We start from the raw sequence: 16,312 nt of genomic DNA on the forward strand, positions 1-16,312 counted from the left end.
GCAATGGTACTGTTGGGATTCGCTTCGGCAGCGGCAATGGCTGCACGAAGACCACCACCACCTGCTCCGATGATAGCAATGTCTGCGTTAAAGGTTTGCACTGCATTCCTCCAAATGTTCCAGTTTAGTGGATAGGTTAAAGTTTTCTTATTGTGTGTGTAACAACAGGTTTATTATATGAACCGGCATATTATAGCCGAGCTGGCGAGCTTAATATGGCATTTGCATCACTCTTTTGTTGTATGAGTGACAAAATATTTGTGCATTTGCCATATTAAGTATGTATTTTATTATTTTAATTGATTTAATTCCCGATGGGATATTTCGGTGGTTACCATAAGCTTAATATTTTTCACCATATTGAGCCCATCCCAATCCAGATAACTAAATTCACTACTGAGAATAAAAATCCTATTTTTCATCAGGTGCTAAGGTCAACATATTCGGCACTATAATAGATAGGACCGGTAGCAACCGCTACGGCAATAAATGCCGAATACATCGCAGAAATATGCTCTGTCAGGCTGGCAAAAGCGTAGTGTGAATACTTCTCTTTCTACCGTGGCTATTCCCCGCTGTGAAATGGGGCAATATGTAGCACATAAATTATTATCAAAAATAGATTTTCTACACCAAAATAAACCTATATTAAGGTGACAATGAAATAATAACTACGCTACCCGTATCATTGATTATCAGAGATTCTTCACGTATCAAATAATATTATTTTTTATGAAATGATTCTTATTTGAAAATTAATCATTTACTTGATATTTAAGTATATTTATATTTTGTTACTTATTGGTTTCTCCTATTCTGATCCCCCCTGATCAATATCAAAAATTTTGAATATTGCCCTGAGTATAATCAAATGTGGTTATATAAAATAAGTCAATGTTACAAATTATTAATTCATTGTTAATTTTATGTTCAGGGTATTCATTTGCTGAATCGTTTTTAGTCACATATCAATGAAAATTTAGACCTATGTTCCATGGTGTTTGATAAAGATCAAACGAGGTTTGTTTCATAAGCCTAACATTTGTCCACTAAATTCGTATAAATGAACAATGTCGTTAGTCACCGTAAAGGAATAACTATAATGATAGAAGACAACCCTCTTCTTCCTTCCCACGGTATTAATCGCCGTGATTTTATGAAGCTGTGTACAGCGTTGGCCGCTACTATGGGCCTGAGTGCCAATGCAGCCGCTGAAATTGCGGAATCGGTTAGTAACCCTCAGCGCCCACCTGTTATCTGGATCGGGGCGCAAGAGTGTACGGGATGTACGGAATCGTTGCTGCGTGCAACTCACCCAACCGTCGAGAACCTGATACTGGAAACCATTTCACTTGAGTATCATGAAGTGCTTTCTGCTGCTTTTGGTCATCAGGTTGAAGAAAACAAGCACAATGCCATTGAAAAATATAAAGGGCAGTACGTACTGGTCGTTGATGGCTCTATTCCATTAAAAGATAACGGCATCTACTGTATGGTGGCTGGTGAACCAATTATCGACCATATTCGTAAAGCGGCAGAGCATGCTGCGGCGATTATTGCGATTGGTTCATGTGCGGCATGGGGAGGTGTGGCAGCTGCGGGCGTTAACCCAACTGGCGCCGTTGGTCTGCAGGAAATTCTTCCTGGTAAAACCGTGATTAATATTCCTGGCTGTCCTCCAAACCCACATAACTTCCTGGCGACAGTTGCTCACATCATTACTTTTGGTAAAGCGCCTAAACTGGATGCTAAAAATCGTCCTACTTTTGCCTATGGTCGTCTGATCCACGAACACTGCGAACGTCGTCCACATTTCGATGCGGGCCGCTTTGCGAAAGAGTTTGGTGATGATGGCCATCGCGAAGGCTGGTGTCTGTATCATTTAGGCTGTAAAGGTCCTGAGACATACGGTAACTGTTCAACCCTGCAATTCTGTGATGTTGGTGGTGTATGGCCTGTTGCTATTGGTCACCCTTGTTATGGATGTAACGAAGAAGGGGTCGGCTTCCATAAGGGTATCCACCAGTTGGCCAGCGTTGAAAATCCAACGCCGCGCTATGCGAAACCCGATGTCGACAACCGCGAAGGTGGAAGTATTTCACCAACGGCCGTTGGTCTGATTGGCGGTGTGGCTGGTCTGGTTGCCGGGGTAAGCGTGATGGCGGTTCGTGAACTTGGACGTCAGCAAAAGAAAGACGATACTGACTCACGGGGAGAATAACCGTGAATAGACGCAATTTCCTTAAAATAGCTTCAGGTGGTGCGCTGCTGGCGGGTGGTACGTCTACCTGTCTTGCGGCTGCTGAGAATAAACCACCTATTCCTGGTGCGCTGGGGATGTTATATGACTCAACGCTTTGCGTAGGCTGTCAGGCCTGTGTGACAAAATGTCAGGACATTAACCATCCACAGCGTAACCCTGTTGGCGGTCAAACCTGGTCAAACAACGATAAGCTGTCCCCTTATACCAATAACATCATTCAGGTGTGGAGTAGCGGTACTGGCGAGCATAAAGATCAGGAAGTAGACGGTTACGCCTATATCAAGAAGCAGTGCATGCACTGTGTTGACCCAAACTGTGTTTCAGTTTGTCCGGTATCTGCGCTGAAGAAGGATCCGAAGACCGGTATCGTTCATTACGACGCTGATATTTGTACCGGCTGCCGTTACTGCATGGTGGGTTGCCCATACAACATTCCTAAGTATGACTATAACAACCCATTTGGTGAGTTACACAAATGTGAGCTGTGTAATCAGAAAGGCGTTGAACGTCTGGATAAAGGCGGTTTACCGGGCTGTGTGGAAGTCTGTCCTGCTGGTGCCGTGATTTTTGGTACCCGTGAAGAACTGATGGCGGAAGCCAGGAAGCGCCTGGCGCTGAAGGCGGGTGATGAATATCACTATCCTCGTCAGACATTGACCAGTAACGATCCGTATATCCATACGGTCCCGCATTACTATCCTCATCTCTATGGTGAAAAAGAGGGCGGTGGTACGCAAGTGTTGGTACTGACCGGTGTTCCTTTCAAAAACCTTGATTTGCCGGAGCTGGCAGAGCTCTCTACCGGTGCACGTTCTGAAAATATTCAGCATACGGTTTATAAAGGCATGATGTTGCCGCTGGCCGTTTTAGCGGGCTTAACCGTGTTGGTTCGTCGTAATACTAAAAACGACCATCACGAAGAAGGAGATGATAATGAGCACACATCATAAGCCAACGCCGCTGGGCGGCAAACTCGTCAGCTGGCCGATTATTGTATTCGGACCGTTGGTTGTGCTGTGCTTAATTTTTGTGGTTAAGCGTTTAGTCTTTGGACTGGGCTCAGTATCCGATCTGAACGGTGGCTATCCCTGGGGTATCTGGATTGCCTTTGACCTGTTAATTGGCACCGGTTTTGCCTGTGGTGGTTGGGCGTTAGCCTGGGCGGTATATGTCTTTAATAAAGGCGAATACCATCCTCTGGTTCGTCCTGCTCTGCTGGCCAGCCTGTTTGGTTATTCTCTGGGTGGTCTGTCGATTACTATCGACGTAGGCCGCTACTGGAACTTACCGTACTTCTACATTCCGGGTTACTTCAACGTGAACTCGGTACTGTTTGAAACGGCGGTCTGTATGACCATCTATATCGGCGTCATGGCGTTAGAATTTGCTCCGGCGTTGTTTGAGCGTATGGGGTGGAAAGTCTCCCTGAAGCGTCTTAATAAAGCGATGTTCTTTATTATTGCACTGGGTGCATTACTGCCAACCATGCACCAGTCATCAATGGGCTCTCTGATGATTGCCGCGGGTCATAAAGTTCATCCAATCTGGCAAAGCTACGAAATGCTACCGCTTTACTCATTGCTGACTGCTTTCATTATGGGATTCTCGATAGTGATATTCGAAGGATCGCTGGTGCAGGCCGGGCTGAAGGGTAAGGGTCAGGATGAGAAAGATATGTTCAGGAAACTGATGGGTATCATTAGCGTATTCCTGTTGCTCTTCCTGGTATTGCGTTTTGGTGAGCTGATTTACCGGGATAAGCTGTCTTATATCTTTGCCGGTGACTTCTACGCGCTGATGTTCTGGATTGAAATCGCACTGCTGCTGTTCCCGCTGGTGGTCTTCCGTTTCCGTAAATGGGCTAACGATTCTCGTATGCTGTTTATTGGCGCCGTCAGTATGCTGTTGGGTTGTGCTATGTGGCGTATGTCTTACTCCCTGGTGGCGTTTAATCCAGGTGGTGGTTACCACTATTTCCCAACCTGGGAAGAACTGTTAATTTCAATTGGCTTTGTGAGTATCGAGATATGTGCCTATATCTTACTGATTCGTCTACTGCCGATTATTCCTTCTTTAAAAAATCTTCATAAGAATCAAGAGGCTAGTAAAGCATGAGCCAACGTATCACTATTGACCCGGTAACTCGTATCGAAGGTCACTTGCGCATTGATTGCGAAATTGAAAATGGAAAGGTCTCCAAAGCGTGGGCGTCAGGTACTATGTGGCGTGGCATGGAAGAGATCGTAAAGGGTAACGATCCGCGTGATGCATGGATGATTGTTCAACGTATCTGTGGCGTTTGTACTACGACTCATGCTATTGCATCCGTTCGTTCCGTTGAAAGTGCCTTGAACCTGGATATTCCGGTAAACGCGCAATACATTCGTAACCTGATACTGGCTGCGCACATGACGCACGACCATATCGTGCACTTCTATCAGCTTTCAGCGTTAGACTGGGTGGATATTACCTCTGCACTAAAAGCCGACCCTGCTAAAGCAGCGGCTTTATTGAAAGGTGTTTCCAACTGGCACCTGAATAGTGAAGAAGAGTTTACTAAGGTTCAGAATAAGATTAAGGATCTGGTAGCCAGCGGCCAATTAGGTATTTTTGCTAACGGTTACTGGGGACACCCGGCGATGAAATTACCGCCAGAGGTGAACCTGATCGCCGTGGCTCACTATCTGCAGGCACTTGAGTGTCAGCGTGATGCTAACCGCGTGGTGGCATTACTGGGTGGTAAAACACCGCACATTCAAAACCTGGCGGTAGGTGGGGTGGCGAACCCAATCAATCTGGATGGTTTAGGCGTGCTGAACCTTGAGCGTCTGATGTACATCAAGTCTTTTATTGACCGTTTAAATGACTTTGTACAGCAAGTGTACAAAGTGGATACGGCGGTGATTGCTGCATTCTATCCTGAATGGCTGGAGCTGGGTCAGGGTGCGGTTAACTACCTGAGCACCCCTGAATTCCCAACCGATAGTAAAAACGGTAGCTTCGTGTTCCCTGGCGGTTATATCTCTAACGGTGATTTATCGACTTATCGCCCGATTACCTCTCAATCAGATGAGTTCCTGATTAAAGGTATTCAGGAAAGCGCTAAACACGCATGGTATAAAGATGAAGAGCCACAGGCTCCGTGGGAAGGTACAACGATACCTAACTACAGCACCTGGGATGAAAACGGCAAATACTCATGGGTTAAGTCGCCAACGTTCTATGGTAAAACTACCGAAGTGGGTCCATTAGCCAATATGCTGTGTAAGCTGGCAGCTAACCATGAACCAACCAAGAAGCATCTGAATGATATCGTGGGTATTTATACCGCGTTAACCGGTAAAACCATTGAAGTTGCTCAGTTGCATTCAACACTGGGACGTATTGTTGGCCGTACTGTACATGCCTGTACCCTGCAAGATTTGTTACAAAATCAGTATAAATCACTGATTGAAAACATCGGCAAAGGGGACCATGTTGCTTATGTGAAACCAAATATCCCGGCAACCGGCACTTTCAAAGGGGTAGGCTTTGCGGAAGTTTCACGCGGTATGTTATCCCACTGGATCGTCATTAAAGATGGTAAAATCGAGAACTATCAGGCAGTAGTTCCATCCACCTGGAACTCTGGCCCACGTAACTTCAATGATGAAGTTGGGCCATATGAGCAGTCTCTGGTAGGTACTCCGATTGCCGATCCGGCGAAACCATTAGAAGTTGTACGTACCATCCACTCCTTCGACCCATGTATGGCTTGTGCAGTACACGTGGTTGATGCGGACGGTAATGAAGTCACAAAAGTTAAGGTTCTTTAATGCGGATATTAGTTTTAGGCGTTGGTAATGTTCTTTTAACCGACGAAGCGATAGGCGTGCGTGTTGTTGAAGCACTGGAACAAAACTACGTTCTGCCCGACTACGTAGAAGTTCTGGACGGTGGAACCGCCGGAATGGAGCTACTGGAAACCATGGCAAACCGCGATCATTTGATCATTGCTGATGCTATTGTTTCTAAAAAGCGCGCGCCGGGCACTATTATGATTTTGCGTGATGAAGAAGTGCCAACGCTGTTTACTAATAAGATTTCTCCGCATCAGTTAGGGTTGGCCGACGTTCTGTCGGCCCTCCGTTTTACCGGGGAATTCCCCGGTAAATTGACGCTGGTTGGTGTTATTCCTGAATCTCTGGAGCCGCATATTGGTATGACCACAACGGTTGAAGCCATGGTGGAACCAGCGTTACAAGAGGTGATAGCGGCCTTGCGCTCATCTGGTGTAGAAGTTTTACCCAAGGAGAAATAAGCATGTCCGATGAGATTTATGGCTACGTTGAGGCGCCGACGGCGCTGGTTCAGTGTGCCTTTCAGGATGTCGCTGATAAAGCCATGCATGACCTCTCTTTCCTTCATCCTAATATGCCGGTGTATGTTTCCGACTTTAAGCTGTTTGAAGGGCAGTGGATTGGTTGTGTTATTACTCCGTGGATGCTGAGTGCATTAATTTTGCCAGGGCCGGATCAGGTTTGGCCATTGCGCACCATCAGCGATAAACTGGGATTAGCATTGCCTTATGACAATATGACCTTTACCGTTGGTGAGCTGGAAGGTGTTTCCCAATATCTGACGTGTTCACTGATGTCCCCGCTGGATCATTCTTTAACGCCTGAACAGGGTGTACAATTGGCCAATGATTGTACGCGTATGCTGCTGTCGATTCAGGTCAGCGATCCGGATGCTCCGGCACAGATAGGGCGACGTGCACTGTTATTAGGCCGCAGGAATTGTAGTAATGCATGAAGTATCATTGTGTGAAAGCACAATAGAAATTATTCAGAAACAAGCTCAACAGCACAGTGTGAAACGGGTTACCGGCGTATGGTTAGAGGTCGGGGCTCTCTCCTGTGTAGAAGAGAGTGCTCTACGATTTTGTTTTGATGTTGTCTGCCGTGGTACTGTAGCCGAAGGCAGCCAGCTTCATATTATTCATAAACCTGCTCAGGCCTGGTGTTGGGACTGTAGCAGTGAAGTAGAAATTACTCAGCATGAAGCCCAGTGCCCTAAATGTCAGGGGTTTAGTTTGCGCGTCGACAGCGGCGATACTCTGCAAATTAAAGAGCTGGAAGTTGAGTAACATCTTGAATAACGTATTTAAATAGTTATCTCATATTGCGAACGCAAATGAGCTGGTCGAATTTACTGATTGAACTGTGACAAGATAATGTCTTGAGGGGGAATTATATGTGTACTACTTGCGGATGTGCTGCGGGCGAGCGGCGAATTGAAGGAGAGGAACACGCGCATTCTCACCATCATGGACACGATCACCATCACAGTCATGCTCACGACCATGACCATCATGATCACGAGCATAGCCACCATGGGCACGATCACGCTCATCACGGACATAGTCATAATCACGACCACGGTCATCACCACCACGGCGATCATCATCATGGCCACCACCATGGTCATCATGAAACTCCGCGCACTATTGTTATCCATCATCATTACCATCATCAGGGGGATGTACATCACCATGTACATACCGCCATCGCTCAAAAGATGGGTGATGTAGAGTTTGAGCTGGAGATGGAACAAAATGAGCGCGCAGAGAAAAGCGAAGAAAAATTCCAGCCGCGTGAAATCGAACAAGATTTAGATTACGGTCACGGCGAAGCGGCTACTCACGCACCGGGTATGAGCCAAAAAAGAATGCTGCAAATTGAAATGGATGTGTTGAGTAAGAACAACCATCTGGCGGAGCATAATCGTGAGTACTTTGCTGATAAACATATTCTGGCGCTGAATCTGGTATCGAGCCCAGGCTCCGGCAAAACTACGCTGCTGACTGAAACCCTGATGCGTTTACGGGAGCGTTTATCCTGTGCGGTGATTGAAGGGGATCAGCAAACCACCAATGATGCTGAACGTATTCGTGCTACTGGCGTACCGGCAATTCAGGTGAATACCGGTAAAGGCTGCCATCTGGATGCACAAATGGTGCACGATGCGGCTACGCGCCTTGAGTTAAAAGAGAAGAGCCTGCTGTTTATTGAAAACGTAGGCAATCTGGTTTGTCCTGCCAGTTTCGATCTGGGAGAGCGTGCGAAAGTCGCTGTTCTGTCGGTGACCGAAGGGGAAGATAAACCGTTAAAATATCCCCATATGTTTGCGGCATCAGAGCTGATGATTTTGAATAAAATCGATTTACTGCCATATCTGCATTTTGATGTTGCCGCCTGTATTGCTAATGCCCGTCGGATTAATCCGAATATTCAGGTTATTCAACTGTCGGCAACCAGCGGCGAAGGTATGGAAGCCTGGGTATCATGGCTGGAGACGCAGTTATGTGCTTAGGTGTTCCTGGGCAAATTGTTGCCGTAGGTGAAGATATTCATCAGTTAGCTCAGGTTGATGTTTGTGGCGTAAAACGCGATGTGAATATTGCCCTCATTTGTGAAGGAGAACCGGCTGAATTAATTGGCCAGTGGGTTCTGGTTCACGTTGGTTTTGCCATGAGTATCATTAATGAAGAAGAGGCGCAGGCCACGCTGGAAGCCCTGATGGCAATGAGCGTGCTTGAGCATGAAGTGGCTGATTTCCTCGGGATCAATGCCGGAGCGGATGATGCAGTACGTTGATGAATTCCGCGATCCTGAACTGGCGAAAACGCTGCTGTCCCATATTCAACATAAAGTATCAGCAATCGCGAAGGCCACTGAGCGCCCACTGCAACTGATGGAAGTTTGTGGCGGGCATACTCACGCTATTTACAAGTTTGGTATTGACCAACTGCTGCCACCAGAAATTGAATTTGTGCATGGACCGGGTTGCCCGGTGTGTGTATTGCCTATGGGGCGTATTGACGGCTGTATTGAAATTGCTGAACGCCCTGAGGTGATTTTTTGTACTTATGGCGATGCGATGCGGGTTCCCGGACGTAATGGCTCCTTGCTGGATGCCAAACGTCGCGGTGCTGATGTACGTATTGTCTACTCCCCATTAGATGCGCTGACTTTTGCCGAACAAAACCCGGATAAACAGGTAGTGTTCTTTGGTCTTGGCTTTGAAACCACTATGCCAAGTACTGCGCTGACGCTGCAGCAGGCCAAACGCCGTGGTTTAACTAATTTCAGTATTTTCTGTCAGCACATTACCATTATTCCAACCTTGCGCAGCCTGCTGGAACAGCCTGATGTCAGAATTGACGGCTTCCTTGCTCCCGGCCATGTAAGTATGGTGATTGGTACTACGCCTTACGGCTTTATTGCGGAAGATTTTCATAAACCGCTGGTGGTTACCGGTTTTGAGCCATTAGACATCTTGCAGGCGTTAGCCATGCTGGTGGACCAGATACATGACGGCCGCTGTGAAGTGGAAAACCAATATAAGCGCATCGTCTCTCAGCAGGGGAATACACTGGCGCGTAAAGCACTGGATGAAGTCTTTGAACTAAAAGAGAGCAGCGAATGGCGAGGTTTGGGCTCCATTGCCGGCTCTGGCGTACAGCTCACTTCCGCTTACCGGAAGTTTGATGCGGAACTGCGCTTCAATACTCAGGAACATCAGGTGGCTGACGATCCTCAGGCTCGCTGTGGTGATGTTCTGACCGGGCGCTGCAAGCCAAATGATTGTCCACTGTTTGGTACTCGCTGTACGCCGCAAAACGCGTTTGGGGCACTGATGGTTTCCTCTGAAGGCGCGTGCGCTGCCTATTATCAATATCGTCGGGGGCTCGCTTAATTTATGGCTTTTACTGAAAAAGATGTCGTTACCATGGCCCATGGTAGCGGCGGTCAGGCTATGCAGCAACTGATTGAACAGCTGTTTTTACAGGCTTTTGCTAACCCGGCGCTGAATGAGCGGGAAGATCAGGCGCGTATTCCGTTGTCATTATTTACCTCAGTGGGCGATCGTTTAGCATTTAGTACCGACAGCTATGTTATTGATCCTATTTTCTTTCCCGGCGGCAACATTGGCAAATTGGCAGTTTGTGGCACGGTAAATGATGTGGCGGTGAGCGGTGCGATTCCGCAATATCTCTCCTGTGGTTTTATCCTTGAAGAAGGACTACCGCTACAGCAGCTGGAGCAAATTGTTAAATCCATGGCCGACACTGCGGTGGCTGCCGGGGTTGAGATTGTTACCGGTGATACTAAAGTCGTTCAACGCGGAGCGGCCGATAAAGTATTCATTAATACGGCAGGAATGGGCACTATTCCGTCGACCATTAAGTGGGGCGCTCAACATATCCGCTCCGGCGATCGTATTCTGGTAAGTGGAACGCTGGGGGATCATGGTGCAACCATTTTGAACTTGCGTGAGAATTTGGGTCTTGAAGCCGAATTAACCAGCGATTGTGCAGTGTTAACGCCACTGATCGCTCCATTACGTGAAATCGACGGCATCAGAGCATTACGCGATGCAACCCGGGGCGGAGTAACGGCTATTCTGCACGAATTTGCTGCTGCCAGCGGCTGTGGCATGTCAATTAATGAAGGGGATCTACCGGTAAATCCTGCGGTTCGCGGCGTATGTGAGCTGCTGGGGCTGGAACCGCTGAACTTTGCCAATGAAGGTAAGCTGGTGATTGTTGTAGCGCCAGAAGCGGAGCAGGCAACCTTAGCTGCATTACGTGCCCATCCTTTGGGTAAAGATGCCACGGTGATTGGTACAGTAACCGATACTGCCAGAGTTCAACTAAAAGGAATCTTTGGCGCTTCTCGCCTGCTGGATTTACCGCATAGCGAACCATTGCCAAGAATTTGCTAATAACAGCATTGATAAAAATAGCCCCGACAGGTGAAAACCGTCGGGGCTATTTTTATGGCAGGAAACAAATATTGGGTAATAGATTCCAGATAACAAAAGTTGAGTGAGGGGGGCGGTAACAAACATTTTATGATTTGCTGGCTTGTATCAGAAGAATCAAAAAATGACCTCAGAATTAATACCCTCAGATTACAGTGAATGGCTGGCGGCCTTAAAAACTCAAATTCAGACTGCGCGGCAAAAAGCTATCTTAGCGGTCAATCAGGAGTTGATAGCACTTTATTGGCATATTGGGAGAGACATTTTAACCCGACAGGCTGAACAGGGCTGGGGAACTAAAGTTATTGAACAGCTAGCCAAAGATTTAAGAACAGCATTTCAGGAACTTAAAGGTTTTTCCCGCGCTAATCTTATGTCAATGCGCGCTTTTGCTGAAGCCTGGCCTGATGTTGTAATTGTCCAACAGCTTGTTGGACAATTACCATGGGGGCATAACATTGTGTTATTAACGCGCTTGAAAGATACCGAGCTGCGTATGGCCTATACCCGGCAGGCGCTTGAATATGGCTGGTCTCGCAATACATTGAATATTCATATTGAGACTCAACGTATAGAACGTGAAGGGTTAGCCGTGACTAACTTTGAATCCCGCCTTCCTGCATATCAATCCGAGCTGGCCAGAGATTCATTGAAAGATCCTTATCGTCTGGATTTTCTTGGTCTGGGAAAAGATGCGGAAGAACGGACGATAGAGTCGGCATTAGTACAGCATATTACTCGCTTCTTGATTGAACTGGGGAGTGGGTTTGCTTTTGTCGGGCGGCAGGTTCATTTAGAAGTTGGCGGTGATGACTTTTTTATTGACCTTTTATTTTATCACTTAAAACTGCGTTGCTATGTGGTCGTTGAACTTAAAGCAGGAGCTTTTAAACCGGAGCATACGGGAAAACTGAGTTTTTATCTTAGTGCTGTTGATGCTCAAATAAAGCGTTCGGAAGATTCTCCTACCATAGGGTTGCTATTGTGCAAAAGCCAAAATCGAGTTGTTGCTGAATACGCTCTACGTGACTCGAATCATCCGATAGGTGTTGCGGAGTACCAACTGATTAATTCATTACCAGACAAATTATTGACGGATTTACCCAGTATTGAAGAGATTGAAGCGGAGCTTATTGGTCAACATATTGATTTGGATAGTCAGGAGAAGTTTGAGTAAGAGGAGGGGCGTTGAAGCGAGTAAACGAAAGGTTTGGATATAAATGCCGGTATCAAATGATACCGGCATTTGTGGTAGAAGCGAGTGATTAACTCATACGCTCAACAATCATTGCGGTACCCTGACCACCACCAATACACAACGTTGCCAGACCCAGAGTTTTATCTCTGGCTTGTAACGAGTGAAGCAGGGTAACCAGAATACGTGCACCGGATGCACCGATTGGGTGACCCAGAGCAATTGCACCACCGTTAACGTTAACTTTGGCTGCATCGAATCCCAGGGTTTTACCTACGGCCAGGAACTGGGCGGCGAAAGCTTCGTTAGCTTCAATCAGGTCGATATCAGACAATGACAGGCCTGTTTTCTTTAACGCATTCAGCGTTGCAGGAACAGGACCCATACCCATCAGCGATGGAGCAACACCGCCGTTGGCATAACCTCTGATACGGGCCAGCGGTGTTAATCCCAGCTCTTTGGCGCGGCTTTCGGACATCACTACCAGCGCAGCAGCGCCATCGTTAATACCAGAAGCATTACCCGCGGTTACTGTTCCTTCTTTGGTGAAGGCAGGGCGCAGTTTTGCCAAACCTTCCGCCGTGGTATCCGCTTTCGGGAATTCGTCGGTATCAACAATGATTTCTCCTTTGCGGGTTTTTACCGTTACCGGAACGATTTCTTTGGCGAATGCACCGCTGTTAATGGCCGCAACCGCTTTTTGTTGTGATGCCAGCGCCAGCGCATCCTGTGCTTCACGGCTGATCCCATACTCTTTAGCGACGTTTTCTGCGGTGATACCCATGTGGTAGTCGTTAGTGGCACACATTAAGCCATCCTGAAGGATAACGTCCATCAGTTTGCCGTCGCCTAAACGGTAGCCCCAACGAGCCTTGCTATCCAACAGGTAAGGGGCCTGACTCATGCTTTCCATGCCGCCAGCAATAATTGCCTGAGCATCACCGGCAAGAATCGCCTGGGCCGCCAGCGCAACGCTTTTCAGGCCGGAACCACAGACCTTGTTAACGGTATAAGCACAAACTGTCTCAGGAATACCGCTTTTTAGCAGGGCCTGACGAGCCGGGTTTTGGCCTAAGCCAGCTTGTAATACGTTACCAAAAATAACTTCATCAACTGCTTCACCGCTGATACCAGCGCGGGCCATTGCTTCACGAATAACCACTGAACCTAAATCAACGGCGGAAACCGAAGCCAGTGAGCCATTAAAGCTGCCGATGGCGGTGCGCGCTGCGCTGACGATAACAATGTTGTTCATAACTCAATTCCTTAATTTTTTATATTTTACTATTGGCGTCAGAATACGGTGAGGCCGATAACAAATATGATTCCGGAAAACAGCAGGGCTGTAACGCAGTAACCCATGATATCCCGAACTCCCAGACCGGCAATTGCCAGAGCAGGCAGAGCCCAGAACGGTTGCGCCATATTCATCCACTGCTCACCATAGGCGATTGCCATGGCTGATTTACCCAGATCGGCACCTAACGCTTGCGCAGCAGGCATAACGAATGGACCCTGAATAACCCAGTGACCACCACCTGACGGTACCGCAAAGTTAATCAAAGCAGAGCTGAAGAAGGTCATGATTGGGAAGGTATCTTTATTGGCGACGTTAATAAACCACTCGGTGATCAGACCGCCTAAACCGGAGTGTTCCATCATTAACTGGATACCGGCATAGAATGGGAACTGTACCAGAATACCTGCGGTACTTCTGGCTGCGGCAGAAATGGCGCGCATATAAGCCATTGGTGTTTTGTGCAGCAGTAAACCGGCAATCATAAACATCATGTTGACGGTGTTAATGGTGATATTGAAGCCTTTTTCGTAGAAATACATACCTAAGAAAGTGATACCCAACGCACCAATAATCCATGCAATGATACGGCTTTCTTCCATTTTTTCTGCCACTGGCGCATCAGCAGGCAGTTTTTTCTGGAAATCAGGTTCTTCTTCCAACAGAGATGGATCAACAGTTACCACATCTTCTGGTTTTGGCATCATCATGCGGGTAACAAATGGCATCACCACAATCAGAGATAATGTGATAAAGATGTTATAGTCAGTAAAAATAGTTTGAGAAACAGGGATCAATCCTGCGATATGCTCAACCGGGTTGCCTGGCGTTGCCGCCAGCAGAGGCATGGAACCAGAGAAACCACCACCCCATGTCAGGAAGCCGATGTAAGCACAGGCGATCAATAACGGATAGTCAGAACCTTTCACCCGGCGGGCAACTTCACGGGCAAACATTGCGCCTACAACCAGACCAAAGCCCCAGTTAATAACACAAGCCACAGAACCGAAGAAAGTAACCAGCATAACGCCCTGAGCAGGGGTTTTAGCCGCGGATGCAGTGAGCTTCAGAATACGTTTAACCGGCGCAGAGCTGGCTAAAGCATGCCCTGTTACGATAATCAGCGCCATTTGCATGCCGAAAGCCAGCAGGTTCCAGAAGCCGTTACCCCACATTTGTACCATTTGGATAGGCGTATGCGGTGTCAGAACCAGTGCGATCACAAAAGTGAGCATGGTTAACAGCATGGCGAAAATTAGTGGATCGGGCAAATAACGGCTAACAAAGCCGGTTAAGAAACGAGAAATACGTCCTATCATGCTACACCTTCCTTAACAACAATTGGCATAACTTTAAAGTCTGCTGCCACGCTGAATTCAGCATCGGTTGCGGCCTTGATAGCTTCAAGCGTAACGCCCGGAGCATGTTCTTTCAGAATCAGTTGTCCTTTTTCGAACTCGAAAACGCCCATTTCAGTCACAATCATGCTGACTTTATTCTTGGCGGTTAACGGTAAAGTGCACTGCTTAAGGATTTTTGATGAGCCGTCTTTGGCGCAATGTTCCATAGCGATAATTACGCGGCGAGCGCCGGTAACCAGATCCATTGCCCCACCCATTCCCGGAATCATTTTTCCCGGAACCATCCAGTTCGCCAGGTTGGCATGCTGGTCAACCTGTAAACCACCTAAAACGCTGGCATCTACATGGCCTCCACGAATCAGGGCGAAAGAGAAAGCGCTGTCAAACATGGCTGCGCCCGGCAAAATTCCACAAGGTTGTCCGCCTGCGTTGACCAGATTAGGATGCGCTTCAGTTACCGGACCTAAACCCAGAAAACCGTTTTCTGACTGTAGGGTGATATGAATATCTTGTGGTAAGTAGTTCACTACCTGAGTTGGTAAGCCGATACCCAGATTCACAATGTCACCATCATGCAGCTCAAGGGCTACGCGGCGAGCGATGAGTTCTTTTGCGTTCATGATTAGCTCTCCTTTGGATAAACAATGTGATCGATTAATGCACCAGGCGTCATTACGTGGTCTGGAGCGATATCACCCACGGCCACCAGACTATCCGGTTCAGCAATAACCACATCTGCGGCCAGCGCGATGATCGGGTTAAAGTTACGCGTGGTTAACTGATAAACCAGGTTGCCCTGATGGTCAGCGATATGGGATTGAATTAACGCTAAATCGGCACGCAGAGGGAGTTCCAGAAGATATTCAACACCGTCGATAGTCAGTTTTTGTTTGCCTTCTTCGACTACGGTACCAACACCGGTAGGGGTTAAGAAACCGCCAAGGCCAGCACCACCGCAACGGATCCGTTCAATCAGAGTCCCCTGAGGAACCAGTTCAACGTCCATTTCTCCGGCAATCATGCGGCGACCGGTTTCCGGGTTGGTACCGATGTGTGAAGCAATAACTTTTTTCACTCTGCCGTTAACGATTAATGGGCCAATGCCGGTATCAACAAATGCTGTATCGTTAGCAATGATAGTTAAATCTTTTACACCTGAATTAAGGAGGGCCTCGACCAGACGCGGCGGTGTCCCCACACCCATGAAACCGCCAACCATGATAGACATTCCATCACGAAAATATTCAGCAGCCTGCTGTATATCAATATGTTTATTTTTCATAATTATTCCTTATATTTTGACGTCCGAAGAAGGACTCACATAAGGAATTGCAAGGGGTGTGCCAGTTATGGTTTTTATGCAGTTTTTTGCACTTTATTAAAATTAG

Annotated in this window: 16 protein-coding genes; 12 read left to right on the forward strand and 4 right to left on the reverse strand. The window is 47.3% G+C overall.

Annotated features, from left to right (window positions below):
* The first annotated feature begins 1,102 nt into the window (after positions 1-1,102).
* The 12 genes from hybO to LPW36_RS14460 all read left to right on the forward strand — a co-directional run bounded on the left by hybO (position 1,103) and on the right by LPW36_RS14460 (position 12,248).
* Positions 1,103-2,221, forward strand: coding sequence for a hydrogenase 2 small subunit (gene hybO, locus LPW36_RS14405; RefSeq protein WP_230610737.1), 1,119 nt, complete (start codon positions 1,103-1,105; stop codon positions 2,219-2,221).
* Positions 2,222-2,223: 2 nt separating this feature from the next.
* Positions 2,224-3,213, forward strand: a complete 990-nt coding sequence (hybA, locus tag LPW36_RS14410) for a hydrogenase 2 operon protein HybA (RefSeq protein WP_230610738.1) — start codon at positions 2,224-2,226, stop codon at positions 3,211-3,213.
* Positions 3,197-4,378, forward strand: a complete 1,182-nt coding sequence (hybB, locus tag LPW36_RS14415) for a Ni/Fe-hydrogenase cytochrome b subunit (protein ID WP_230610740.1) — start codon at positions 3,197-3,199, stop codon at positions 4,376-4,378. The genes hybA and hybB overlap by 17 nt, the downstream gene beginning before the upstream one ends.
* The gene (gene hybC, locus LPW36_RS14420; RefSeq protein ID WP_230610742.1) at positions 4,375-6,078 is read left to right on the forward strand and encodes a hydrogenase 2 large subunit; all 1,704 of its coding nucleotides are present in this window, start codon (positions 4,375-4,377) and stop codon (positions 6,076-6,078) included. Before hybB ends, hybC begins: the two co-directional genes overlap by 4 nt.
* Positions 6,078-6,563 carry a HyaD/HybD family hydrogenase maturation endopeptidase gene (locus LPW36_RS14425; RefSeq protein WP_230610753.1) on the forward strand — a complete coding sequence of 162 codons (486 nt, stop codon included), beginning with the start codon at positions 6,078-6,080 and terminating at the stop codon, positions 6,561-6,563. The genes hybC and LPW36_RS14425 overlap by 1 nt, the downstream gene beginning before the upstream one ends.
* 2 nt (positions 6,564-6,565) lie before the next feature.
* On the forward strand, positions 6,566-7,057 hold the full coding sequence (hybE, locus tag LPW36_RS14430; RefSeq protein WP_230610755.1) for a hydrogenase-2 assembly chaperone: 492 nt from the start codon (positions 6,566-6,568) through the stop codon (positions 7,055-7,057).
* The gene (gene hypA / locus LPW36_RS14435; RefSeq protein ID WP_230610757.1) at positions 7,050-7,391 is read left to right on the forward strand and encodes a hydrogenase maturation nickel metallochaperone HypA; all 342 of its coding nucleotides are present in this window, start codon (positions 7,050-7,052) and stop codon (positions 7,389-7,391) included. The genes hybE and hypA overlap by 8 nt, the downstream gene beginning before the upstream one ends.
* A 107-nt stretch (positions 7,392-7,498) precedes the next feature.
* Positions 7,499-8,617 carry a hydrogenase nickel incorporation protein HypB gene (hypB, locus tag LPW36_RS14440; RefSeq protein ID WP_230610759.1) on the forward strand — a complete coding sequence of 373 codons (1,119 nt, stop codon included), beginning with the start codon at positions 7,499-7,501 and terminating at the stop codon, positions 8,615-8,617.
* Positions 8,608-8,901, forward strand: coding sequence for a hydrogenase maturation factor HybG (gene hybG, locus LPW36_RS14445; RefSeq protein ID WP_230610790.1), 294 nt, complete (start codon positions 8,608-8,610; stop codon positions 8,899-8,901). Before hypB ends, hybG begins: the two co-directional genes overlap by 10 nt.
* A complete protein-coding gene (gene hypD, locus LPW36_RS14450) occupies positions 8,888-10,003 on the forward strand; it encodes a hydrogenase formation protein HypD (RefSeq protein ID WP_230610791.1) in 1,116 nt (371 codons plus the stop codon). The genes hybG and hypD overlap by 14 nt, the downstream gene beginning before the upstream one ends.
* Before the next feature lie 3 nt (positions 10,004-10,006).
* Entirely contained in the window at positions 10,007-11,032 is a 1,026-nt protein-coding gene (gene hypE / locus LPW36_RS14455; RefSeq protein WP_230610761.1) for a hydrogenase expression/formation protein HypE, read from the forward strand.
* 163 nt (positions 11,033-11,195) lie between these two features.
* Positions 11,196-12,248, forward strand: coding sequence for a PDDEXK nuclease domain-containing protein (locus LPW36_RS14460; RefSeq protein WP_230610763.1), 1,053 nt, complete (start codon positions 11,196-11,198; stop codon positions 12,246-12,248).
* An 88-nt stretch (positions 12,249-12,336) separates the two neighbouring features.
* Here the strand turns inward: LPW36_RS14460 and LPW36_RS14465 are convergent, their stop codons facing one another.
* The 4 genes from LPW36_RS14465 to atoD are packed head-to-tail and all read right to left on the reverse strand — an operon-like array spanning position 12,337 to position 16,206.
* Entirely contained in the window at positions 12,337-13,521 is a 1,185-nt protein-coding gene (locus LPW36_RS14465) for an acetyl-CoA C-acetyltransferase (protein ID WP_230610765.1), read from the reverse strand.
* A gap of 38 nt (positions 13,522-13,559) precedes the next feature.
* Entirely contained in the window at positions 13,560-14,882 is a 1,323-nt protein-coding gene (locus LPW36_RS14470; RefSeq protein WP_230610767.1) for a TIGR00366 family protein, read from the reverse strand.
* Positions 14,879-15,544 (reverse strand): CoA transferase subunit B, encoded by a 666-nt coding sequence (locus LPW36_RS14475; RefSeq protein ID WP_230610769.1) that lies wholly within the window; start codon positions 15,542-15,544, stop codon positions 14,879-14,881. The genes LPW36_RS14470 and LPW36_RS14475 overlap by 4 nt, the downstream gene beginning before the upstream one ends.
* Positions 15,545-15,546: 2 nt before the next feature.
* On the reverse strand, positions 15,547-16,206 hold the full coding sequence (atoD, locus tag LPW36_RS14480) for an acetate CoA-transferase subunit alpha (RefSeq protein ID WP_230610771.1): 660 nt from the start codon (positions 16,204-16,206) through the stop codon (positions 15,547-15,549).
* Positions 16,207-16,312 lie beyond the last annotated feature (106 nt).

Source organism: Limnobaculum eriocheiris (assembly GCF_021010575.1).
GTDB lineage: Bacteria > Pseudomonadota > Gammaproteobacteria > Enterobacterales > Enterobacteriaceae > Limnobaculum > Limnobaculum eriocheiris.

What these genes read in the sequence shown, in the direction of transcription:
- hybO (WP_230610737.1), top strand. Translation starts at nt 1,103, where the DNA reads ATGATAGAAGACAACCCTCTTCTTCCTTCCCACGGTATTAATCGCCGT.
- hybB (WP_230610740.1), top strand. Translation starts at nt 3,197, where the DNA reads ATGAGCACACATCATAAGCCAACGCCGCTGGGCGGCAAACTCGTCAGC.
- hybC (WP_230610742.1), top strand. Translation starts at nt 4,375, where the DNA reads ATGAGCCAACGTATCACTATTGACCCGGTAACTCGTATCGAAGGTCAC.
- LPW36_RS14425 (WP_230610753.1), top strand. Translation starts at nt 6,078, where the DNA reads ATGCGGATATTAGTTTTAGGCGTTGGTAATGTTCTTTTAACCGACGAA.
- hybE (WP_230610755.1), top strand. Translation starts at nt 6,566, where the DNA reads ATGTCCGATGAGATTTATGGCTACGTTGAGGCGCCGACGGCGCTGGTT.
- hypA (WP_230610757.1), top strand. Translation starts at nt 7,050, where the DNA reads ATGCATGAAGTATCATTGTGTGAAAGCACAATAGAAATTATTCAGAAA.
- hypB (WP_230610759.1), top strand. Translation starts at nt 7,499, where the DNA reads ATGTGTACTACTTGCGGATGTGCTGCGGGCGAGCGGCGAATTGAAGGA.
- hybG (WP_230610790.1), top strand. Translation starts at nt 8,608, where the DNA reads ATGTGCTTAGGTGTTCCTGGGCAAATTGTTGCCGTAGGTGAAGATATT.
- hypD (WP_230610791.1), top strand. Translation starts at nt 8,888, where the DNA reads ATGCAGTACGTTGATGAATTCCGCGATCCTGAACTGGCGAAAACGCTG.
- hypE (WP_230610761.1), top strand. Translation starts at nt 10,007, where the DNA reads ATGGCTTTTACTGAAAAAGATGTCGTTACCATGGCCCATGGTAGCGGC.
- LPW36_RS14460 (WP_230610763.1), top strand. Translation starts at nt 11,196, where the DNA reads ATGACCTCAGAATTAATACCCTCAGATTACAGTGAATGGCTGGCGGCC.
- LPW36_RS14465 (WP_230610765.1), bottom strand. Translation starts at nt 13,521, where the DNA reads ATGAACAACATTGTTATCGTCAGCGCAGCGCGCACCGCCATCGGCAGC.
- LPW36_RS14470 (WP_230610767.1), bottom strand. Translation starts at nt 14,882, where the DNA reads ATGATAGGACGTATTTCTCGTTTCTTAACCGGCTTTGTTAGCCGTTAT.
- LPW36_RS14475 (WP_230610769.1), bottom strand. Translation starts at nt 15,544, where the DNA reads ATGAACGCAAAAGAACTCATCGCTCGCCGCGTAGCCCTTGAGCTGCAT.
- atoD (WP_230610771.1), bottom strand. Translation starts at nt 16,206, where the DNA reads ATGAAAAATAAACATATTGATATACAGCAGGCTGCTGAATATTTTCGT.